Origin of the sequence: Streptosporangium nondiastaticum, assembly GCF_003011965.1 — a bacterium.
Taxonomy (GTDB): Bacteria; Actinomycetota; Actinomycetes; order Streptomycetales; family Streptomycetaceae; genus Streptomyces; species Streptomyces nondiastaticus.
Map to the genome: position 1 here is coordinate 90,907 of NZ_PXWG01000004.1, position 21,383 is coordinate 112,289.

Sequence of the window (21,383 nt, forward strand, 5' to 3'; positions counted from 1 at the left end):
TTTCAGCGAGGTGCTGTTTCTGCCCCTGAGGGCGGAGCGTGGCGGCGCCCGTCATTCCGCCGGTCCCGTTTTCAGGAGGTCATGGTGTCTCTGCGAAGGATTTCCGTCCTGGGCGCTGTCAGTGGAGCGCTCGTCCTGTCGGCTGTGACGACAGCTCATGCTGTCGGTGAGGGGGACGCGGCCCGCGCTTTCGAGAGCGTTCCCGGGCCCGACAGCGGCAACGTCGGGCGAAAGGTGTCCGTACCGGCTCAGGTGGTCGGGATGGACATCAATCCCCTCAGCCTGCTGATTCCCGGCGTGTGAAACATCGGTACCTGACAGAGCGGAATCCGAGGGAGCGGCCCCGTCGGCCGGCCACTCACTCGGCTCACTCGGCCGTTTCCCGGTCGTCGCGGTAGATCACCAGCGTCCGGTCCGGCTGTTCGGCGAGATGGAACGCGGTGTAGGCGAAGTCGACCACCCCGCGCCCCGGGATCCGCAGCCGTTTCCGTCCACCGCGCCGGGCCTGTACGTCGTACTGCGGCCACCAGGAGCGCACTTCCGGGCTGCCCGCCTTCAGTTCGTCGATCAGCCGGGTGTACCGGAGGTCGCCCGGGTGACGGCCCGCCAGCGTGCGCAGCCGGGCGAGCAGGCCGCGTGCGTCGGGCTCCCAGTCGACGAGGACGTCCCGGGCCGCGGGCTCGAGGAACACCCAGCGGGCGAAGTTCGCCGGACGGCCCGCCACCGCGGTGAGCTTCGGAAAGAGCTCGGCAGCCGCCCGGTTGCAGCTGAGCACGTCGTAGTCGCCGCCGATGATGTAGGCCGGGTGAGGCTGGAGCAGGAGCGGGACGGCCGCCACCTCGGCGGCGAGCGGCTCGGGTTCGCCGGCCTCCGCCTCGGACGCCGGGGCGTGACCGGCGAGCCGGAAGAGATGTCCGCGCTCGTGCGGGTCGAGCCGCAGCGCCGAGGCGAGGGCGTCGAGCACCTGGTCCGAGGCGCGGATGTCCCGGCCCTGTTCGAGGTACGTGTACCAGGTCGCGCTGATCCCGGCGAGCAGCGCGAGTTCCTCCCGGCGCAGGCCCGGCGTCCGGCGGCGGCGCCCGGCGTGCGGCAGCCCGACCTGGTCGGGGGTGATCCGCTCTCTGCGGCTGCGGAGGAACGCCCCCAGCTCACGGCGTCGGTTCCGTTGATCCAACCGATCTGATCGATCCGGCTGCTGCTGCACGGTGGATGGCACTCCTGATTCCAGAATGAACTCGCTCTGGATACCAGGTTAGGGCCGCCGCAGACTGGCATCCGCCGCCGGTCCGCCGGCGTGCGAACGGAACCAGCACCCGGTTAGGAAGAGGAATTCACGATGCCTGGACTCGACGGCAAGGTCGTGGCGATCACAGGGGCCGGCAGCGGCATCGGCGAGGCGACCGCACTGCTGCTGGCCGAGCGGGGCGCGCGGCTCGTCCTGGGAGCGCGGCGGTCCGAGCGCCTCGCGGACCTGGCGGGACGGATCGGGAAGGCGGGCGGCGCGGCCGTGCACATCCGTACGGACGTGACCCGGCGCGACGACCTGCACGCCCTGGTCGCCCTGGCCCGCGAGCGGTTCGGCCGGCTCGACGTGCTGGTCAGCAACGCCGGGGCCGGTACGATCTCGCCCCTCGACGACCTGCGCGTCGACGAATGGGATCAGATGGTCGACGTCAACATCAAGGGCGTGCTCCACGGAATCGGCGCCGCGCTGCCGGTCTTCCGGGCCCAGGGCACCGGCCACTTCATCACCACGGCCTCCACGGCCGCGTTCCGCATCGTGCCGGCCATGGCGGTCTACGCCGGTACCAAGTTCGCGGTCCGCGCCATCTGCGAGGGGCTGCGCCAAGAGGCCGGTGACTCCCTGCGGGTGACCACCGTCTCGCCCGGTGCGGTCGCCACGGGTTTCGCCGACGCCTCGACGAATCCCGAAGTCAGGGCGCGGACAGCGGAGATGCGGGACCGCATCGCGATTCCGCCTGAGGCGATCGCGCGGGCCGTGGCGTTCGCCATCGAGCAGCCCGCGACCGTCGATGTGAACGAGATCGTCGTCCGGCCCACGGCACAGAACTGAGCCCGCTCACGAAACGATCCCCGGGCTTCGACCGGCTGGAAGGCACGGTGGGATGCCCCCGAGGGGCACGCCTCATCGCGTCCGCGGCGGGGCCGCTGCCTCCAGGTCGTCGACGCTGCCGGACATGATGGTGCGGACGTGCTCGGTGATGTGCTCGGCCGGCCAGTCCCACCAGGCGAGGTCGAGGAGGCGCGCGACGTCGGCGTCTGCGTAGCGGCGCCGGATCAGCCGGGCCGGGTTGCCCCCGACGATCCCGTAGTCCGGGACGTCGTCCACGACGACGGCGCCCGAGGCGATGATGGCGCCGTGGCCGATGCGGACACCGGGCATGACCATGGCCCCGTGCCCGAACCACACGTCGTTGCCGACCACCGTGTCGCCGCGGGCGGGCAGGCCGGTGATGAGGTCCATGTGCTCCGCCCACGAGCCGCCCATGATGGGGAAGGGGAAGGTCGACGGGCCGTCCATGCGGTGGTTGGCGCCGTTCATGATGAACCGCACGCCCGTGCCCAGGGCGCAGAACTTGCCGATGACCAGCTTCTCCGGCCCGTAGTGGTAGAGCACGTTCCGGGTCTCGAACGCGGTCGGGTCGTCCGGGTCGTCGTAGTAGGAGTACTCGCCGACCTCGATCAGCGGAGAGGTGACCAGCGGCTTGAGCAGCACCACGCGCGGCTGCCCCGGCATCGGGTGGATCACGGTGGGATCGGCGGGAACAGCCGGCATGACGGGCACCAGTCCTTCGTAATCTGCGGGATCGCGTTCCATGATCATAATTCGGCCGGGGCGGCGGCCCCTGCGCGGTGGCCGATTGGCGCTGATGCGCGCGGCGGTGCGGGCTTCTAGCGTTCGGGTGTCTCCCTTCGGCGGCGGCCCGGCGCGGGTCGCCATGCGCGCTCCACTGCGGCGCGCCGGACATGAACAGGAGAGTCATGTCAGGACACTTCATCCTCAGCAACATCTCCCAGGCCGATCTGGACAACGCCCGTTCCCACGGCGGCACCTGGAGCCCCCTGCAGCACGGGAACATCGGCTGGAACGCGAACTCCCGCGCAGTGCTGAGCCGGGCGCTCAACAACCAGGACATCCCGAACCGCGACGGGCTGCCGCCGCACCGCTATCTCATCTTCCAGCAGGCCGGGAACCCCAACATCGAGGTGACGAAGAAGTTCCTCCAGGAGACGCGGGACTCCTGGGCGGACCCGAACCGGCTGCGCCGTCCGACCGGCAGGGGCCTCGGCCTGCGGGCGCTCAACGCGACGGCCGCGGGCTTGTGGGCACAGAACAAGCTGCACGACTGCCTGGTGGCCCAGTTCTGGCGGCCCGAGAGCGCGACGGTGACGATCGAGATCTACCACCTCGGCGGCAGGGAAATGACCTGACCCGCGGCGGCCCCGTCCGTCACGCCGCGTCGTAGGCCGCCCAGCCGTCCAGGGTGAAGCCGCCGCCCTCCTTGCGGACTTCCAGGGCACCCGCCCCGCCGCAGGAGGGATGGAGGACCTGCAACGGGCTGTGGATCAGGTCGCCGACGAAGACGGCACGGTCGGTTCCGGACACGAGCCGCAGCACGGACGAGCCGGGCCGCTCGCGATCGTTGCCCACGCCGGTGTCGACGAGGACGGCACGCCCACTACGCGCTCGCGCACACGTTCAGCAGGGAGTCCGGGACGACGCCGGGGCGGTACCGGACGGCCCGGAACGACGAAGGCAAGGAGGAACGAACACTCCTTGCCACTCTTAACTTATAGCGCACAGGGGGCCTTGCGGCAAGGCCCCCGTCATGCCGCAGAATCGGCGGGCAAAGCCTGGACCTGCGGAAATAGGGATTGTGCTGATGATCGACGTCATCGTTGCCGGCGGCGGACCGACCGGACTGATGCTGGCCTGCGAGCTGCGGCTGCACGGCGTGCACGTGGTCGTGCTGGAGAGGGACGCGGAGCCGGCCGCGCACGTCCGCGCGCTCGGTCTGCACGCGCGCAGCGTCGAGGTGATGGCCCAGCGCGGCCTGCTGGACCGGTTCCTCGAGAACGGCCGCAAGTTCGAGGTCGGCGGGTTCTTCGCCGCCATCGACAAGCCGTGGCCCGACCGGCTGGACAGCGCGCACGCGTACGTCCTCGGCATCCCGCAGCCGGTCACCGAGCGGCTGCTCAATGAGCGTGCCCTCGAACTCGGTGCCGAGATCCGGCGCGGCGTCGCCGTGACCGGGCTGAGCCAGAACGAAGAGGGGGTGACGGTCGAGCTGGCGGAGGGCACGCGGCTGCGCTCGCGCTACCTCGTCGGCTGCGACGGCGGCCGCAGCACGGTGCGCAAGCTGATCGGCGTCGCCTTCCCCGGCGAGCCCACCAGGGTCGAGACGCTGCTGGGCGAGATGGAGGTGGGCGTGCCGGCGGAGGAGGTGGCCGCCGTGGTGGCCGAAGTCCGCAAGACCCAGAAGCGGTTCGGCCTCGGATCGTTCGGGGGCGAGGTGTACCGCGTCGTCGTGCCCGCCGACGGGGTGGCCGTGGACCGCACGGTTCCGCCGACCTTCGAGGAGTTCAAGAAGCAGCTGCGGGCGACCGCGGGGACCGACTTCGGCGTGCACTCGCCGCGCTGGCTCTCCCGCTTCGGCGACGCCACCCGTCAGGCCGAGCGCTACCGGTCCGGCCGGGTGCTGCTGGCCGGGGACGCGGCGCACATCCACCCGCCGACCGGCGGGCAGGGCCTCAACCTCGGCGTGCAGGACGCGTTCAACCTCGGCTGGAAGCTGGCCGCCGAGATAGGCGGCTGGGCGCCGGAGGGGCTGCTGGACAGCTACGAGACCGAACGGCACGCGGTGGCCGCCGACGTGCTGGACAACACGCGTGCGCAGATGGAGCTGATGTCCACGGAGCCGGGTGCGCAGGCAGTGCGCCGGCTGGTGGCGGAGCTGATGGACTTCGAGGAGGTGAACCGGTACCTGATCGAGAAGATCACCGCGATCGGGGTCCGTTACGACTTCGGCGAGGGGCACGAGCTGCTCGGCCGGCGGATGCGGGACGTGCAGCTGAAGCGCGGGCGCCTCTACGAGCTGATGCACGGCGGCCGCGGGCTGCTGCTCGACCAGACGGGCCGGCTCTCCGTGGAGGGCTGGGCGGACCGGGTCGACCACGTCGTCGACGTCAGTGAGGAACTGGACGTCCCCGCGGTGCTGCTGCGGCCGGACGGTCACGTGGCGTGGGCCGGCGAGGACCAGCAGGACCTGCTCGCCCACCTGCCCAAGTGGTTCGGCACCGCTGCCGGCTGAGCACGCGGGGCGGGGCCTCCGGACCTGAGACGGCCCCTGCCCTACCCGCCCGCGGCGACGATGCCCGCCAGCGCGCGTTCGGCGAGGGCTGCGATCGTCAGGGACGGATTGGCGCCGCCCACGCTTCCCGGCAGCAGTGAACCGTCCACGACGTACAGGCCCTTGCATCCCTTGACCCGGCCCTCCAGGTCCGTGGAGCTGCCGATCACGCAGCCGCCGACCGGGTGGCCGGTGAAGGGGTGGAGGTTGTTCACCGTCACCGGGAGGCTGCCCGGGTTGGCCTCGATGACCCGGGTGCTGAAGGCGAGTACGGCGCGGGCCGCGGCCGCCGACTTCTCCCGCGTCCAGTCCGCCAGCACCACGCGGCGGGTGGCCGGGTCGTACCGGAAGGTGCCCCGGTGGTCGGTGTCCGCGGTCACGGCGAAGGTGGCGGTCGCCGGGAGACCGGCATAGCCGGAGAGCAGCCAGTTCTCCACGCGCAGGGGCAGCCCGAATCCGGTGGGGAAGAAGGCGGTGGACGCGCAGGGCGAGCCCTGGGCGGGGCCGATGGGCTCCAGGGGCTGCGAGCGCAGGTTCCCCTGGTCGCCGTTGTCCCCGAACCCGGTGCCGATGGTGGCCGGCAGGTCGGGCAGACGGCCTTCTTCGCGGGCGGCCACGAGGAGGCGGTTGGTGTTGAGGGTGCCGGCCGCGAGGAAGAGCATCTCGCACGTGTACTCGGTGGTGCCCAGGGCGGCGCCGTCCTCGCTCAGCCGCCGTACGACGACGGAGTAGGTGCCGTCGCGCCTGCGCCCGACGGACCGGACCTCGTGCAGCGCGCGCAGTTGGACGTGGCCGGTGGCCAGGGCCGCGGGAAGGTAGGTGCGGGTGAGGTCCCGTTTGGCTCCGTTGCCGCAGCCGAAGTCGGACTCGCCGATGGTCGCGGACGGCGGGAGGGTGTGGGCGAGCTCCCGCCGGACGACCTGCCAGTCGAACGTGGAGTCGGCGGGGCGGGTCGTCATCCGCGCGTTGGCCAGCTGCCGGTCCCACAGCCGGGAGTGGGCGAACGGAGCGGAGCCGTAGACGTCCTCGGGCATCGGGCTCGCGCGCAGCATGGCGCGCACGGCGGGGAACCACCGGCCGGCGAACTCGTCGTAGGGGAGGCCGCGCGGGTACAGCCTCTCGAAACATGACCGGGGCGGGGCGATCGTCACCCCGGTGTAGACGACGGAGCCGCCGCCGACGGCCGCCCCGCAGGCGATGTCGAGATTGCGCTCCTCGGACAGCTCCATGACGCCGGGGGCGGGGGTGACGGGGACGGGAAGCATGCCGGGCCACCGGGTGGTGCGGCGGAACCAGAACATCGTGCTGGTGACCCGGGTGGACGAGCCGAACACCGGCCGGGCGGGGAGCACGGGCCACTCCCGGCCGCGCTCCACGACCAGCGTGTCGACCCCCGCCCGCCCCAGCCGCAGCGCCGCGACCGAGCCGCCGAAGCCCGAACCGATCACCAGGGCGCGGAAGTGCGTGCGAGACGCGGCGGCTGCGCGGGCCCGGCTGCCGGGCGGGCCGAGGACGGCTCCGGCGATACCGGCGAGCGCGCCCTTGGCCGCCAGCCCCAGCACGTCCCGGCGGTACGGATCGGGCACGGGTCCTCCTGAGGTGTCTCCTCCTCGCATCCTCGGCCGGAGGGAGGGCGCGAACAGCGCACCAGGCGTCTTGTCCACTCGAAATGATGGGCACGGGGCCGGGTGGGCGACGTCCCCGCGCGGAGTGGTGCTGAGGCGGCCGCCGCCTCTCGCCTCAGCCGGACAGCCGGGACCGCAGCTCCTGCCTGTCCGGCTTGCCCGCCGCCGTCAGGGGGAGGGCGGTTACGAGGTGCAGGGCCTCGGGAGCGTAGAGGCGTCCCTTGCGGGAGGTGACGAAGCCCCGGATCTCCTCCAGGGACGGGCGCTGTCCGGCGACGGGCACCACTGCCGCATGGACGTGCTCCACCGACTCCTCGTCCCGGGCCCCGAAGACCGTGCACTGGGCGATGGCGGGATGGCTCAGCAGCAGCTCTTCCAGCTCCGCCGGATAGACGTGGCCCCCGACGACCACGATCATCTCCTTGATCCGGTCCACGATGTAGAGGTAGCCGTCCTCGTCGAGGTAGCCGACGTCGCCGGTGTGCACCCAGCCGTCCCGCAGCACCTCGGCGGTCAGCTCCGGCTGCTTCCAGTAGCCGTGCATCATGAAGGGCGAGCGCACCTGCACTTCGCCCCGCTCCCCGGGCGGCAGGGTGGTGCCCTCGGGGTCGCGGACGGCGATCTCCACGCCGGGCATGGCCCGCCCGACCGTGAGGTGCCCGCCGAAGCCCGTCCGCTCCTGCTCGCCCGGGCCCGCTTCGGTGATGGACTGCGCCTCGGACTGCCCGTACCAGCCGTAGAGCACGGGCCCCAGCACCTTGGCCGCCTGCCGCAGCCTGACCGGTGAGGCGGCGGTGCCCCCGTAGGTGATGCGGGTCAGGCTGGACAGGTCGGTGCCGGCCAGGTCCGGGTGGTCGAGGAGCTGGTAGAGCAGGGGCGGCAGCAGCCAGGTGTGGGTGATGCGCTCGCGCTCGATCGCGGCCAGCACGTCTCCGGGCTCGAAGCCGTGCCGCAGGACCACCGAGCCGCCCCGGTAGAGCGTCATGTCGGCGACGATGCCGGCGAGGTGGGCCAGCGCGGTGCAGGCGAGGTAGCGGGGCGGGTCGCCGGCGTCGGCGAGGTGCTGCTCCAGGGAGCGCCGGTAGGAGCCGTGGGTCATCCGGATGCCCTTGGGAATGCCGGTGGTCCCGCCGGTGTGCCGGATGCACCAGTCGTCGTCCGAGCCCACCGGGGCGCTCATCGGCAGCGCCGGGCGCCGGGCGGCCGCGGCCAGTACGTCCTCCGGCTCCGGCACGTTCCCGGCGGAGCCGCACGGCCCGAGGGACAGCATCGGGGGGACTCCGGCAGGGCCGGCGAGCCGGCGCAGCTCACCGGCGGTGGCGTGCCGCTGGGCGTCCACGAGCAGCAGGGAGCAGTCGACGCTCGCCATGATGCCGGCCATGGTCGGCGCGCTCATGCCCTCGTAGAGGCCGACCACCCGGGCACCGGCCAGATTCGCGGCATAGCGGGCGACGACGGCTTCGGCGGTGTTGCCGGTGAGCAGGGTGACCGTGGTGCCGCGGCCCGCTCCGCGCTCCGTCAGCTCCGCGGCGAGGCGGTAGACCTGGTCCCGGAATTCCGCCGCCCGGGTCACCAGCCCCTCGGCGTCGGTGATGACCGCCCGCTCCGGGTCGGCGGACAGTACGTCAAGGACGGCCTCCACGTAGCTGCTGAAGCCGCCTTCCGCGGTGCCGTGGCCATGACTCATCGCTGTTCTCCCTCGTCGGAACCCCCGTGGCTGCCTTTGACGCTAGTTCCGCCTCCTCATGCGTTCCACGACCAGTTGCGTCATGTGCTCATGACTCACCGGGCATGAGCCGTTCCATGGCCAGCCGGCGGAAGTCCAGGGCGGCGGGGGAGAGGTAGGCGTTCTCGCGCCACACCAGGGTCAGCGTCCGGTGGCAGTCCTCGGCGTCCAGCCGCAGCCAGGCCACGGGGCTGCGCTCGGCAAGGGTCCGCCGGGCGATGGCGGGCATCAGGGCGATGCCCAGGCCGACGCCGACCAGCTCCGGGGTGGCGGCGGCCTCGTCGCCCTCGCAGACCACCCGCGGCGCGAGTCCCTCCCGGGCGAAGAGCCTGTCCAGGAGGGCGCGCTGCCAGTGCCCGGCGCGCGTGCTGACGAAGTCCTCGTCGGCCAGCTCGGCCACCGTGACGCTCTCCCGGCCGGCCAGCGGATGGCCGGGCGGCACGACCAGCAGCACCTCCTCCCGCACCAGCTCCTCGGAGCACAGTCCGGGCCCGGCCAGCGGCTGGGAGGCCAGGGCGAAGTCCACCTCGGCGGAGCTCAGGCGCTGCCGCATCGAGTCCACCGACGCCTGGGACACGTGCACCCTCACTCCGGGGCGGCACGCGCGGAAGGCGGCCAGCACCCCGGCCAGCTGCAGCAGGGTCTCGGCCGCGACGGCGACGCGGCCCGGGCCGGCGCCGGCGGCATCGGCCATCTCCCGCCGGGCGTCGTCGAGCTCGGCCAGCGCCCGCTCGACCCGCAGCAGGAAGGCCGCGCCGTGTTCGTTCAGGCGTATGCGGCGGCCGCGGCGGTCGAAGAGCGGGACGCCGAGCTCGGACTCGAGCCGGATGACGGTCCGGCTCACCGACGGCTGGGCGACCCGGAGCTCCTCGGCGGCGCGGCTGATGTGCTGGTGCCGGGCCACGGCCTGGAAATAGCGGAGAGACAGCAGATCCATGACCGTAGTCTCGCCGGATTTTCCACTGTCAGTGATCAAGTCGGGGAACGGGGGCGATTCTCCCTAACGGTTACCTAAATCATCACAAGGGTTACGGATGGTCTCGGCAATTCCACAAGTTCTCGCGGTGAGTTCTAGCGGAAGTGCCTCTTCCTCGCCCCGCGCTCCTCGCTGAGGATCAGGTGGCATCCGGAAGCGGCTGGTCCGCTTCGTCGCCCCGGCACCCCATGAGGTCTTGCGTTGATCCCCTTCGGCACCCAGTGGCATTCAGATCGCACGCCGAACGGGGGAGCGCTGTCCCCTTGAGATTCCGGATCGGTCGTCCGAGCAGCACACCCGCACACCCGGCCCCTGAGTACCCTGCCGCGGAATACCGGGACACGGAGTATCCCGTGCCCGTCCGGGCCGGCACCTACGCCGGAGAGCCGGAGACCGTAGACACGTCAGATGTATCAGACATCTCAGACGCTCCGGATGTGCCGGAAGCGCCTTTGACGGACCACGAGATAGGCCTCATCAGGACATCCCTGGCAGTGGTCGAACCCCTCGCGGGGGAGATAACGGTCTACTTCTACGCCATCCTTTTCGCCCGCTATCCCGAAGTCCGTCCCATGTTCCCGCCGGGAATGGACACCCAGCGCGACCGCCTTCTGCGCGCGCTGCTGCGCGTCGTGGACCTGGTCGACGACCCCCGGAAGCTCGTCCGCTTCTGCGGACACCTCGGCCGCGACCACCGCAAGTTCGGCACGCTCCCCGCGCACTTCCCCGCCGTGGGCGAATGCCTCCTCGCCTCCCTGGCCCGGTACGCCGGCTCCGCGTGGACCCCCGAGATCGCCGCCGCCTGGACGAAGGCGTACGGCACGGTCGCCCAGGTCATGATCAGCGCGGCCGAGGAGGACGAGGCGGTACGACCCGCGGTGTGGCCCGCCACGGTGGTCCACCGCGTCTCGCGCGGCAACGGCATCGCCGAGATCACCGTACGGCCCCACATGCCCTACGCGTACGCCGCGGGCCAGTACGCCGGCATCGAGACGCCGTGGTGGCCGAAGCGGTGGCGCTACTACTCCGTCGCCAACGCGCCTCGCGAGGACGGCACCCTCACCTTTCACGTGCGCGCCGTGCCCGGCGGCTCGGTCAGCGAGGCGCTCGTGCACCGGGCGGCGGTGGGGGACGTCATCCGGCTGGGCCCCCCGATGGGCGACATGGTCCTGGACGTGGCCGAGCACGAGGAACTCCTTTTCGTGGCCGGCGGCACCGGGCTCGCCCCGATCCGCGCCCTCATCGAGGAGGTCGCCCGCCGAGGGGGACGCAGACGGGTGCACCTGTTCCTCGGCGCCCGGACGGGGGCGGAGCTGTACGGCGTCGACGACATGCTCCGGATGGCGCAGAAGCACCACTGGCTGACCATCAGAGGCGCGGTCTCCGACGAGTACGTCCCCGGGATCCGCGGAACGCTGCCGGAAGTGCTGGCCGACTACGGGCCGTGGTACGAGCACGACGTCTTCCTCAGCGGCCCGGTCCAGATGGTCGTCACCGCCAAGGAGACGCTCACGCTCAGCGGCACCCGGCCCGACCGCATCCATCACGACCCCTTCGAGACCCCCGTCCTGTCGGCTCCCTGATCCCGCACCGCTCCACCCCGCCGTCCGCCCCTGCCAGGAGAACTCCCTCGTGACCTTGCCGCCGCCGCCCTTCGGATCAGCGGGTGAACGTCAGCTGCAGCAGCACTTCGGCACCGCCGACCGCGCCGACCGCTTCTACGACCAGCAGGTGCGGAGCCGTCTCACCCCCGAGATGCGGGAGTTCATCGGCCGGCAGGCCATGGTCTTCCTCGCCAGCGCCGACTCCCGGGGGGAGTGCGACGCCAGCCTCCGGGCCGGCCCGTCGGGGTTCGTCCACGTGATCGACGCCCGCACGCTCGCCTACCCCGAGTTCGGCGGGAACGGCGTGATGGCCAGCGCCGGCAACATGATCGAGAACCCCCACCTCGGCATGCTGTTCGTGGACTTCACCCACCACCACGTGGGGCTGCACGTCAACGGCGTCGCCCACCTCTACCACGACGCCGACCTGCGCAGCATCCATCCCGGCCTGCCCACGGACGTCGCGCCGGGGCGCGGTCCGGAGATGTGGGTCCACCTCACCGTCGAGGAGGCCTACATCCACTGCTCCAAACACATACCCCACCTGGAACCGGCCCCCCGCCCCGCCGGCCGCGACGCGAACCGCCCCAGGGACGCGGACTACTTCACCGAAGGAAACCGGCTCAGGTGAGCTCCGCCGCCTTGGTCGTGGCGCAGTCCTTCATCGCGTCCCAGATGCCCTCGCCCAGGCTCGCGAAGAGCTCTTCCGGGTGGTCCTGGAGGTAGCCCACGATGTCGTCCCACTTCCGGACGCCGAAGGTCAGGTCGAGGTCGAAGCCGACCAGGCGGACGCCGGCGAGCCACGCTTCGCAGCCGGCCGTCAGGCGCAGGTTCGCGCCGCTGCCGTCGATCTTCAGGTCGAAGCCGCCGTGCGCCTTGATGCCGACCAGGGTGCCCCCGGCGATGGGGATGCCTCCGAGGAGGACGCCCCTGGGGAGGTCGACGCTGAAGTCCAGGCCGACGGACGCGCCGGCGTGCAGGCCGCTGCCGGTGTCGAGGGTGCAGCTGATCTGCGACTGCAGGATGTCCAGGAGGTGGGCTTCGAGGGTGAACGCGAAGCCGTCCGTCCCGAGCTCGGCCTCGACCGCGACGGAGAGCCCGAGGAGGGCGACCTTGCCGGAGAGGCAGAGGATCTTCGAGGGGAGGTGGCCGTCCTTGATGCCCCGGGTGTCGAGGAGGTACCGGGGGCCCGTGGTGCCGTCACTGTTCGAGAGGCTGAACACCTCACCGATGGTGAGGGGGCGGGCGATCGTGCTGTCGGCGTAGACGCCGTCGTTGCCGACGGCGACCTCGAAGCGCCAGTTGTTGCCGAAGAAGTCGATGTTCCCCTTGCCGCGGTAGCCCTGGTCCCAGTGCTCGCCCAGCGGGCTCGTCCAGCCGCCGGGGGCCGTCACGGCGCAGAACATCAGCTCGTGCAGAACGATCTTCCTCAGGAAGGCGAGCGGCTCCGGCGGAGGGAAGACGACCGCCAGGATGTCCCACAGGGAGACGCCCTTGTCCTTGTCGGCGGTGGTGAGGGCGAACCGGAACACCGTGACGAAGGGCTCCGGCTCCATACCGCCCACGATGTCCAGCTCCAGGCCGGCCTCGCCGACCCGGATGGACCCGCCCATGCCCAGGGTGAGGCCGCTCGTTCCGCTGCCGATCTGGGCCCAGAACGCCTCGATGTCGAAGCCCTCGATGCCGAACGCGTTCTTCCAGGCGGGCCCGGGCTGCGGGGCGGCGGAATCGCTCAGCTGCCGGGCCGCGTCGTACACGATCCGCCCGTCCGCGCCGGTCACGGGGACGGCCGAGAGGGCCTTGTGACCCGGTCCCTCCAGAACGAAGGCGTACTGCCCCGGGGCGAGCTGCCCGGCGATCGTGCCGAGGGCCGCGTCGGCGGGCTTGAGTGTGAGGAAGAGGGAGAAGCCCTCCCTGGACACCGTTCCCCCGGCCACGAACTGCAGCAGCGTCTCCGGCGACGAACCCATCGCGGGAACGGTGAAGTTCCACGAGGTCTTCAGGGTGATCCTGAGCTGGGCCGGCTGGATCTCCACCTCGATTCCACCGAAGCCGGCCCGCACCTTCTGCTCGGCTATGGACGCCCTGAACACCGAGTTCCGTACGGGTGAGGCCAGGACCGCCTGCAGATGGACGCCGGTGGCCGCGCCCTCGAACAGGGCCTTGAGCGGCTCCAGCGGTCCCGTGAAGCCGATCTCGGTGAAGAAGGTGAGGCCCTTGTCGAGCGTGGCCGGGAGCGTGTCCGGGGGAGAGCCCGCGTCCAGGGCAACGCCGTCGGCGGAGCAGACGGCCAGGCCGGACTTGGCGAACGTGATGTCGCCGAGGATGCCCAGGGCCTCGGACCAGCCCTGAACCTGATTCGGCGCCCATGTCCAGCCGTCCTGCCAGAAGGCGGCGGCGAACAGGGTGCCGGGGTCACCGCCCTTCGCCGCCTTGCCCACGAAGGTCAGTGCGTCGGCCCCGCCGAACGTGACGGTGCTGCTGACCGCGAGCTCGTAGCCCTTGCCGTCGGCGGGCTCGCCCGCCCGCGCCCCGCCGAGGCGCAGCTTCACGGTCGAGTTGAGCAGCTCGACCGGGGGAAGGCCCTCGGGCAGCAGCACGTCGGCGTCGCAGGCGAGCGCCTTGAGGAGGGCGGTCAGGTCGATCTCGGGGAAGGTGCCGCCGAGCTCGAAGGAGCCGGGGAGGTGCCAGGCGGCGTCGAAGGCGATGGCGCCGTCGTGGCCGGCCGGGCCGAGCGTCGCCTTCGCGGAGAGGGTGCCGGTGGTCTTCGCGGCAGCGGCACCCGCACCGGCGGCGTCGATCGTGAGAGCCGCGGCCCGCTTTTCCGCCGCCTCGGCCCGTGACTTGCGCCAGGACTTCCTGGCGCCCCGGTGTTTGCCGCCCTTGCGGGCTTCCGCCGCCTCCTCCTTGCGCTCCAGTTCCAAGGAGGCTTCATCGAGTTGCAGGCGCGACGCTCCGATGTCGATGTGCCACTCCGTGGCCACGGCGGCCGACACCTCGTACTCGCCCTTCGTGGGCACGGCCGTGCCGTCGAACTTCTTGAGCGTCAGGTCGGGTACGCCATTGAGGTCGGCCTTCGGGAGGAAGTGCCGGATGACGTCCTTGAGCTGCGCGGGCGTCCCCTCGTCCAGGCTGAGCGTGAAGCTGCCGGGCGGGATCGCCGCGGAGGCGTGCAGGGCGACCGTGCCCGCGACGGCGAAGTCCCCGAAGCCGGTGACGGTGGCGGAACGGCCCGGCTGGAGCGGAGCGGTGACGGTCAGCCGGGCGCCGACGCCCGTCACGGCGAGGTCGTCACCGGCGATCGGCCAGGAGACCTCCGGCTTCGCCCCGGCCTTGACGGTGACCGCGGTCAGGGCCTTCGCCGGGCCTTGGCTGATCTTCGTCAGGTCGATGGTCACGCTGAGTTCGGTGAGCCGGACGGCGTCCCCGAGGGTGAACCCCTGGGAGGTCAGCTGCTGTACGGCGGCGCCGGTGCCGTACCACCCTTCGAGGACGCCCGTGCCCACGTCGCTGCCGGGCAGTGCGTCCACGGTGAGCACGATCTCGTTTCCGGCCACGGGGACCGCCGCGCTGACGGCCACGCCGACGCCCTGCGCCAGCACGAGGTCCGCGGCCAGCCGGAGCCCGTACGTCAGCGGAGGACCGTCGCCGCGCGACCCCGCCCACAGGAGGAAGTCGCCGCCGAACTCCCCCGACGGCTCGGGCACGGAGCGCAGCGCGATGTCCGTCACGACCTTGTCGCCGACGGGGCGGAGCTGCACGGGCCCGGTCAGCGAGAGGGATCCCTGCGAGGGGCGTACCAGTGCGATGAGGGACCCGAGCGGTGCCGGGTCCTGGACCTCGGGCGCGTGGAAGGTGAGGCCCCGGCCGAGGGCGGGACGGCCGTCGCGGGCGGGACGGGCCACGGAAGTGAGCAGGAGCTCGGGCGGGCGGGCGCCGAAGGCGAGGCCGGCCAGGTCGCTGCCTTCGGTGTCGGGGAAGGAAGTGGCGAGCGTCCAGCCGGCGGGGGCCGTGAGGGGGATGAAGAGGGCCGGGTCCTGGTCGACGGGGTCGAGGCCGAACTCGATGCCGGTGACTTGGGCGCCGGTGATGCCCAGTGCGCTGAGTTCGCCGCCCACGACGACGGTCCTCAAGTCCGGGTGGTCCTCGCGGTGGAGCCCGGTGATCGTGAGGGTCTTGTCGTCCAGCCAGCCGGCGATCAGTGCGGCGGCCGGCCCGCGGCCGAGGCCGGCGGCCGCGAGGGTGAGGGTGTCGCCGGTGGTGTGCCGGTCGAGCAGGGCCTGGAGTTCGGTGAACTGCATGCGGGAGGCCTTCCGGGGCGGGGCGGGTCCGTGTGCCGAGCGGCTCGTGCGGGAGCGGGTGTGCCTGCGGTCCGCTCGGTGCACGGACCCGCACCCGCGCTGAGGTCAGCCCGCCAGCTTGCCGGCGATGACCTTGCGGGCGTTGTCCGTCAGGGCCTTGGCGATGGCGTCCTTGCGCTGGGCGGCGCCGTCCTGGACGCCCTGGATGAAGCCGGCCTTGATCTCGGAGGTGTTGAGGATCTGGTGCAACGCGTCGTCAGGCAGGCCGTCGACATGGACGTTGATGTCCAGGCGGGCCGGGTCGGCGTCGACGGTGAGCGAGCGCAGGCCGATGGTGAGGTCGTCGGCGTCGGGTCCGGAGAAGGACAGGCCCAGGGCCACGGAGGGCTGCTCCGCGGTGGTGGTCATGGTGCCGTTGAGCTTGTCGCCGCTCTTGGTGAACGTCGCCACGACCGAGGCTTTCACGGTGATCGGTGCTTGTGCGATCCGGCCGAACCGCAGGGTCGCGTCGACGCCTTCGGCGACGAGGGAGGCGTCCTCGGCCGGGACGAGCACGTCGGCGATGCCGCTGATCGAGACGTCGTTGAGGGTGAAGTTGACGGGGACGCCCATGACCTGGTGGTCACCGAGATCGATCGTGTCGATCGACAGGGGGTCGAGATTCGGGTCGCTGGACGACTCGACGACGGTCGGCGGGTAGAAGCCGGAGCCGGTGTCGTTGAGCGAGGCCCGGACCCGGTCGAAGAGGTAGACCTCCAGGGGGCCGTCGCCCGTCGGAGGCGGGCCGCTGTCCGCCGGGAGGGCGCCCGTGCCGAAGACGTTGTCGAGCGCCTTGTCCAGCTGATCGGTGACGGAGCCGGAGAACTGCGTGCGGAAGTCGTCCGCGTTGAGGGCGTCGGAGAGTTTGGCGGTGAGGGCCGTGGCGGCGTCGGGGCTGTTGAACGCCGCCACGGCGGACTGTATCCAGAGCTGCTTGTTGAGCTCGGAGACGGTGTCGCCCTCGATCGTGAGGTGGTCCTTGTCGAGAGTGAAGACCGGAGTGCCGACGGTGGCGACCGACTCCACGGTGACCTTCGCCGTGCGGCCGGCGCCGGTCCCGGTCGCTTCGATGCTCAGCCGCACGTCGAAGACGAGACCGGTCACGGTGAAGAGGAACTCCCCGCGCCCCTCGATCGCCTGGGACGGCCAGTCCACGCCGTACGCGTCGAGGCCCTTGAGCACGACCTGGGTCGGCGGCTTGAGATCGGCGGCCCGGGGATCGTCGATGACGATGACGTGCTGGTCGAGCTGGTACCTCCCGTTGATCGCGATCCGCGGCTGGTAGCCGTGCGAGTCGTACGCGGCGGTCGTGACCCTGATGGTGCCGCGATAGCCGTCCGCGGTGGGGGTGAGGCCGGTCAGGTCTCCCACCGCGGCGTTCGGCAGGCCGTCCACGGAGACGTCGTTCAGCGCCAGCGTGGGGTACTGGTCGGTGTTGCTGCGCTGGCTGATGAACGCGTTGAGGTTGGCGGGCAGGTCGGGGACACCGGCGTTCTTCGCCGTCTTGAAGGCCCGCTTCACGAAGATCCACCACGCGTCGGCGATGGTGTCGGCGATGTTCACGCCCTGGTCCCCGGTGAGCGCCCCGAGGGACCACTGGTCCACTGCCAGCGGCGAGAGCGTGTGCCCGTCAGGAGTGCGGATCTGCTCCAGGATCTTCGGCAGCCAGTACGGGCTGTCCGGGTCGTTGACCCGCTTGTGCATGGTGGCGTAGACGAAGTCGACCAGGGCCGTGGTCATGGTGATGCTCCTCCTGGAGACCGTGCGAAGTGTCGTGTGCGGAGGTACGCGGAGGTACGGAGGTACGGAGGTACGAAGTACGGAGCTGCGGGTGCCCGGATGCCGCCCGGTCAGGGGCTCCGGTCGACGATGTGCAGCGCCAGGTCCTCCAGGGCGTACCGGTAGCGGCTCGCCGGGAACGGGCGCAGCAGCTCGATGGCCTCCAGCGCCTGGGTGCGCGCGTCGGCGTAGGCGCGGGAGAAACCCGTGGTCGCCCGGACCTGTGCGACGCACCGCTCCAGGCCCCCGGCGTCCAGGGGCTCCCCGCGCAGCACGCGGCTCACCCGGTGGTCCGGGCCCAGCTCCTGCATCGCGTACAGCAGGGGCAGGGAAGCCCGGCGCCGCAGGAGGTCCATGCCGCGCGGCTTGCCGGAGCCGGCCTCGTCCTGGGCCAGGTCGAAGAGGTCGTCCATGACCTGGAGGGCCCGGCCGAGCCGGCGTCCGAAGAAGCCGGCCCGGCGGGCGTCGCCGGTGCGCCCGCCCGCGAGGGTCACGCCGGCCTCGGCGGCGAGGCCGAAGAGGACGGCGGTCTTGCGGTCGGCCGTGTGCCAGTAGCGCTGGATCAGCCGCTCGGGGTCGAGGCTCATGTCGGTGCGCAGCTCGTCCAGCTCGCCGCAGCCGATCTGGAACGCCGTGTCCAGGACCAGCTCGACCAGCGCCATGTCGCTGTCCCGGTCGATGGCCCGGACGAAGCCGCGGATGGCCTGGACGAACTGGAGGTCGCCGACGAGGACGGCGGTCTCCGTGCCCCGCGCGGCGTTGACGGAGGGAAGGCCGCGGCGCAGGGCCGAGCCGTCGATGATGTCATCGTGGATCAAGGTCGCCACATGGAGCATCTCCAGGGAGACGGCGCCCTGGACCGCCTTGCGCGGCAGCGGGGCCGGACCGTGGACCATCCTGGCGGCGAGCAGCAGGACGGCGGGGCGCAGCCGCTTCCCGTGCCGGTAGAGGGCGCGCTCGGTGTCGCTGAGGTAGTCCCGCTGCGGTGCGAGGGCCTCGGCGAGGAACGCGTCGAAGGGGGCTCGGTCGCCGGCCAGGAGCTCCGCCCAGATGCCGGCGGTGACATCCTCGGCCGGAGCGGTGGACGTGTCGGGGATGAGCACGGATCAGGACCGCCCGTCCTGGGGAGGGGCGTACCCCTCGATACGGGTGAGGACGGCGTGCCGGACGGTTTCGCTGATCGCGTCGCGGAGCAGCTCCTGGACGAAGCGCATGGTGCGCAGTCGCTCCCTGGCCACCTCCCCGGCCGTCCCCTGCCAGTCCTCGTCCTCGATGCTCAGCGCCAGGGCGGGCAGGGTGACGGTGACATCGCCCCGGTCCGGGTCCACGGTGACGCGGGCGTCTTCGAGGCGCGCGGAGCAGGCGCCGTGGTGGAGCGTGTCGGTCGCGGCCGGCCGGCGCTGCGCCTTGAGCCGGTAGGCGTTCTTCCCGAAGTCCCTGATGTGGGCGCGCATCTCCGGCGACAGCGTGAGCCAGCCCTCCGGTTCGTCCGCCTCGGTCAGGGCGTACGTTCCGCCGGCCAGGGCCATGTGGCGCGCGAACTCCTCTTCCGTCGTGGTGGGCAGCTCGCCCGTGTGCGCGTCGATGGCCGTGTAGACGGCGGACTGGGACATCGGCTCTGTGTCCTTGTCCGTGTTGCCGGTGGTGCCGACGGCCTTGGCGAAGTTGACGGTTTCCAGCGCGGCGTCCGTGTACTTCTTCTTCTTGACCTCGTCCGTCGTGTCCTCCGCCATGAAGCCGAGGGTGGTGGCGAGGTTGTTCTGCTGCCTGAACGCATGGCCGTTGTAGGTGGCGCCGGTCTGCGAGTCGCTCCAGTCGTTGACCGCCGGCTGAGCGGTGAGCCCCGGCCCCGGGTTCGTGGTGGTGTAGGTCTGTTCGGACGCCCGCCGGGTGACGCCCTGATCGCGCCACAGCTGGCGCAGGCCGTAGGTGTCGTCCGGGTCGTCGAACGCGTCGTAGTAACTCTCGTTGTGCTGCCCGTACTTGATGAGAAGCTGCTGTCCGTTCTCGCTCCGCATCAGCTTGTCGCGGTGCGCGTCGGCACGGTCGCGCCACTTCTGCAGGGTGTCCGGGTCCGGCGGGTCGTGGGGGACGGCGGCGCGGCTCGCGGCGGGGAGGGTGGGCCGCTGCGCCTCTTCGGAGAGCGGGCGGAGGTTGCCGGCGGTGTCGACGGCGCGGATCTCGTCGGGGCGGGCGTCGAGCGCGTACCGGCCGGTGAGGACGAGCGCCGGGATGCGGTACGTGCCCTCCTGGCCGGCGACGGGCTCCGGCAGGCCCTCGGCGCGGAGCTGGAGCGCGCCTAAGCGGATGCTGAGGGAGCCGGTGGGGTAGCCGACCGTGCCGGGCATCTCCACGGTGCGGGCGAGGGGGTAGCCGGGGGTGTCCGCGAGGTGCAGCGGCCGGGGTTCGGGGTGCGGGGTGCTCACGTGCGTCTCCTGCGGTGAGTCGGTCGGGCCGGTGGACGGTGCGTGCGGAGGGGTGGGTCAGGAGACGTCGGCGGTACCGCTGATCATGAGCATGCCGCCGTGGGAGCCCAGCTCCGGCGAGGCCAGCTTGACGTGGACGGTCGCGTCGCCGACCGGGATGTCGCAGCCGATGGGCTTGCCGATCGGGATGTCGGGGGACAGCGCCGTGACCTTGTCCTTGACGATCGGCGGGGCCGCCCGGGCCAGGTCGTTGGCGAGCCCCGACAGCACGTCGGAGAGGGGCGTTTTGGGGTGGAACTCGACCTGCTGGAGGTCGAGGTCCGTCACTTTGACCGTGAGGGCCGTGTCCGTGATGCCGGTGGCCTTGACCGTGACGACGGGCGGGTCCGGAACGTAGGTGACGTCGAATTCGATGGGTGCTGCCATGGCGGTGCTTCTCCTGGTGGTCGATGCGCCGGGACGGACCGACGGGCTGACGAGCCGTCGGATCAGGATTCGTGGCCCGCCTTGGACAGGGCGCAGCCACCGCTGCCGTCCGGGGAGATGGGGACGAGGTCGAGTTCGGCGTGCCAGTCGACGTCGACTCCGGCCGAGGCGGTGGTCGGGTCGTCGCCGACCGTCAGGTTCGTGGCCCGCCGGAAGGTCGCGTCCCAGCGGGCCGAGGCGACGAATTGGATGGTCTTGTCGCCCTTGGCCAGCCGGGTGTTCTCGTACTGCTTGATCGTGGCCGTCAGGAGCGTGGTGAGCAGGCTCTTGCTGATCAGCGTGAACACCTGCTTGTCCGTCGGCCAGTCCACGGCGTCGTCGGCGCGCACCGCTTGCGGCTGCCCCACCGCGGCGGTCGAGGCGAGGACCAGGTGCGTGGGGATGACGTCCACGCGGACGAGGTTCAGGGTGACCGTCTGCCCGAAGAGGTCCTGGGCCGGGATCTTCAGGCCCTTGAGCAGGGTGGCGCCCTGTGTGAGGAGCGCGGGGACCACCACGTTCTTGACGATGATGCTGGTCGGGCCGTCGGGCAGGTTCTCCAGCCACGCGCCCAGCGGGAGGGCGGTGATGCCGCCGCCGTCCAGCTTCAGCTGCAGGGCCACCGTGACCTTGCCGGTGACCTGGGGGAGGGGGGTCTCCCCCACCTTGCAGTCCGCCTGCAGCTGCTGGGCGGTGAACTGGAGCACCCCGGAGTCCGGGAGGTCCGTGACGCCGTCAGCCTTGATCATTTTGCCCCAGAGGTCCGCGTCCGGCGGCGTGAGGGCGAGGGAGGGGGCGTCCAGGAAGTCCCACGCGAAGGTGTAGTCCGTCCCCTCGAGGGTCTTCTCGGCCTGGCCCCGGAACGCGTCGCGGTGCTGTTGGTATGCCGTCTGGAGGCCGGAGTTGACGGCGTCGCCGCCGACTCCGACCGCGAGATCGAAATTCGAGTCACTCACGCCGCCATCCAAGGACACCCCGCGGGGCTGCACCACTGCTTCCCGTGCGCTGTCGCAAACCGGTGCCCGGGCGGTAGTGATCAAGCCGCTGTCTGCGCGGGCGCGCTGTGGGCG

17 protein-coding genes are annotated in these 21,383 nt (G+C 71.5%); 5 read left to right on the top strand and 12 right to left on the bottom strand.

Annotation, left to right across the window (positions count from 1 at the left end; genetic code table 11):
• Positions 1-367: 367 nt before the first annotated feature.
• Positions 368-1,174, bottom strand: a complete 807-nt coding sequence (locus B7P34_RS03685; RefSeq protein WP_106674313.1) for a helix-turn-helix transcriptional regulator — start codon at positions 1,172-1,174, stop codon at positions 368-370.
• A gap of 162 nt (positions 1,175-1,336) precedes the next feature.
• Here B7P34_RS03685 and B7P34_RS03690 point away from each other — a divergent pair, with 162 nt between their 5' ends.
• Positions 1,337-2,074, top strand: a complete 738-nt coding sequence (locus B7P34_RS03690; RefSeq protein WP_106674314.1) for an SDR family oxidoreductase — start codon at positions 1,337-1,339, stop codon at positions 2,072-2,074.
• A 72-nt stretch (positions 2,075-2,146) separates the two neighbouring features.
• Here the strand turns inward: B7P34_RS03690 and B7P34_RS03695 are convergent, their stop codons facing one another.
• Complete coding sequence (locus B7P34_RS03695) at positions 2,147-2,797, bottom strand: CatB-related O-acetyltransferase (protein ID WP_106674315.1); 651 nt, start codon at positions 2,795-2,797, stop codon at positions 2,147-2,149.
• 206 nt (positions 2,798-3,003) lie between these two features.
• Between B7P34_RS03695 and B7P34_RS03700 the strand changes: the two genes are divergently transcribed.
• A complete protein-coding gene (locus tag B7P34_RS03700; RefSeq protein WP_106674316.1) occupies positions 3,004-3,453 on the top strand; it encodes a hypothetical protein in 450 nt (149 codons plus the stop codon).
• A 19-nt stretch (positions 3,454-3,472) separates the two neighbouring features.
• Here B7P34_RS03700 and B7P34_RS03705 read toward each other — a convergent pair whose 3' ends face one another.
• The gene (locus tag B7P34_RS03705; RefSeq protein WP_353620228.1) at positions 3,473-3,673 is read right to left on the bottom strand and encodes a hypothetical protein; all 201 of its coding nucleotides are present in this window, start codon (positions 3,671-3,673) and stop codon (positions 3,473-3,475) included.
• A 232-nt stretch (positions 3,674-3,905) separates the two neighbouring features.
• Between B7P34_RS03705 and rox the strand changes: the two genes are divergently transcribed.
• The gene (gene rox / locus B7P34_RS03710; protein WP_106674360.1) at positions 3,906-5,333 is read left to right on the top strand and encodes a rifampin monooxygenase; all 1,428 of its coding nucleotides are present in this window, start codon (positions 3,906-3,908) and stop codon (positions 5,331-5,333) included.
• A 41-nt stretch (positions 5,334-5,374) separates the two neighbouring features.
• On the opposite strand, the gene B7P34_RS03715 is transcribed toward rox, so the two are convergent.
• From B7P34_RS03715 to B7P34_RS03725, 3 genes are all read right to left on the bottom strand, one after another.
• Positions 5,375-6,958 (bottom strand): GMC oxidoreductase, encoded by a 1,584-nt coding sequence (locus B7P34_RS03715; protein WP_223267462.1) that lies wholly within the window; start codon positions 6,956-6,958, stop codon positions 5,375-5,377.
• Between the two features lie 154 nt (positions 6,959-7,112).
• On the bottom strand, positions 7,113-8,684 hold the full coding sequence (locus tag B7P34_RS03720) for an AMP-binding protein (RefSeq protein WP_106674318.1): 1,572 nt from the start codon (positions 8,682-8,684) through the stop codon (positions 7,113-7,115).
• Between the two features lie 88 nt (positions 8,685-8,772).
• Positions 8,773-9,660, bottom strand: coding sequence for a LysR family transcriptional regulator (locus B7P34_RS03725; protein WP_106674319.1), 888 nt, complete (start codon positions 9,658-9,660; stop codon positions 8,773-8,775).
• A 476-nt stretch (positions 9,661-10,136) separates the two neighbouring features.
• On the opposite strand from B7P34_RS03725, the gene B7P34_RS03730 reads away from it, so the two are divergent.
• Positions 10,137-11,282: a globin domain-containing protein gene (locus tag B7P34_RS03730; RefSeq protein ID WP_106674320.1), complete on the top strand. Its 1,146-nt coding sequence runs from the start codon at positions 10,137-10,139 to the stop codon at positions 11,280-11,282.
• A 49-nt stretch (positions 11,283-11,331) separates the two neighbouring features.
• Positions 11,332-11,934 (top strand): pyridoxamine 5'-phosphate oxidase family protein, encoded by a 603-nt coding sequence (locus B7P34_RS03735; RefSeq protein WP_106674321.1) that lies wholly within the window; start codon positions 11,332-11,334, stop codon positions 11,932-11,934.
• Here the strand turns inward: B7P34_RS03735 and B7P34_RS03740 are convergent.
• The 6 genes from B7P34_RS03740 to B7P34_RS03765 form a co-directional block, all read right to left on the bottom strand.
• A complete protein-coding gene (locus tag B7P34_RS03740) occupies positions 11,927-15,604 on the bottom strand; it encodes a hypothetical protein (RefSeq protein ID WP_106674322.1) in 3,678 nt (1,225 codons plus the stop codon). The two genes, B7P34_RS03735 and B7P34_RS03740, sit on opposite strands and share 8 nt — an antisense overlap.
• Positions 15,605-15,709: 105 nt before the next feature.
• Positions 15,710-17,383: a hypothetical protein gene (locus B7P34_RS03745; protein ID WP_106674323.1), complete on the bottom strand. Its 1,674-nt coding sequence runs from the start codon at positions 17,381-17,383 to the stop codon at positions 15,710-15,712.
• 110 nt (positions 17,384-17,493) lie between these two features.
• Positions 17,494-18,525, bottom strand: coding sequence for a polyprenyl synthetase family protein (locus tag B7P34_RS03750; protein WP_106674324.1), 1,032 nt, complete (start codon positions 18,523-18,525; stop codon positions 17,494-17,496).
• A gap of 3 nt (positions 18,526-18,528) precedes the next feature.
• On the bottom strand, positions 18,529-19,848 hold the full coding sequence (locus tag B7P34_RS03755; protein ID WP_106674325.1) for a hypothetical protein: 1,320 nt from the start codon (positions 19,846-19,848) through the stop codon (positions 18,529-18,531).
• Between the two features lie 57 nt (positions 19,849-19,905).
• Positions 19,906-20,274, bottom strand: a complete 369-nt coding sequence (locus B7P34_RS03760) for a hypothetical protein (protein ID WP_106674326.1) — start codon at positions 20,272-20,274, stop codon at positions 19,906-19,908.
• Positions 20,275-20,336: 62 nt separating this feature from the next.
• On the bottom strand, positions 20,337-21,269 hold the full coding sequence (locus tag B7P34_RS03765) for a hypothetical protein (RefSeq protein ID WP_106674327.1): 933 nt from the start codon (positions 21,267-21,269) through the stop codon (positions 20,337-20,339).
• Between the last annotated feature and the right edge of the window lie 114 nt (positions 21,270-21,383).

Excerpts from the sequence above, each read along its gene's own strand:
- B7P34_RS03690 (WP_106674314.1), top strand. The coding sequence starts at position 1,337 with ATGCCTGGACTCGACGGCAAGGTCGTGGCGATCACAGGGGCCGGCAGC.
- B7P34_RS03695 (WP_106674315.1), bottom strand. The coding sequence starts at position 2,797 with ATGCCGGCTGTTCCCGCCGATCCCACCGTGATCCACCCGATGCCGGGG.
- B7P34_RS03700 (WP_106674316.1), top strand. The coding sequence starts at position 3,004 with ATGTCAGGACACTTCATCCTCAGCAACATCTCCCAGGCCGATCTGGAC.
- rox (WP_106674360.1), top strand. The coding sequence starts at position 3,906 with ATGATCGACGTCATCGTTGCCGGCGGCGGACCGACCGGACTGATGCTG.
- B7P34_RS03720 (WP_106674318.1), bottom strand. The coding sequence starts at position 8,684 with ATGAGTCATGGCCACGGCACCGCGGAAGGCGGCTTCAGCAGCTACGTG.
- B7P34_RS03725 (WP_106674319.1), bottom strand. The coding sequence starts at position 9,660 with ATGGATCTGCTGTCTCTCCGCTATTTCCAGGCCGTGGCCCGGCACCAG.
- B7P34_RS03740 (WP_106674322.1), bottom strand. The coding sequence starts at position 15,604 with ATGCAGTTCACCGAACTCCAGGCCCTGCTCGACCGGCACACCACCGGC.
- B7P34_RS03745 (WP_106674323.1), bottom strand. The coding sequence starts at position 17,383 with ATGACCACGGCCCTGGTCGACTTCGTCTACGCCACCATGCACAAGCGG.
- B7P34_RS03760 (WP_106674326.1), bottom strand. The coding sequence starts at position 20,274 with ATGGCAGCACCCATCGAATTCGACGTCACCTACGTTCCGGACCCGCCC.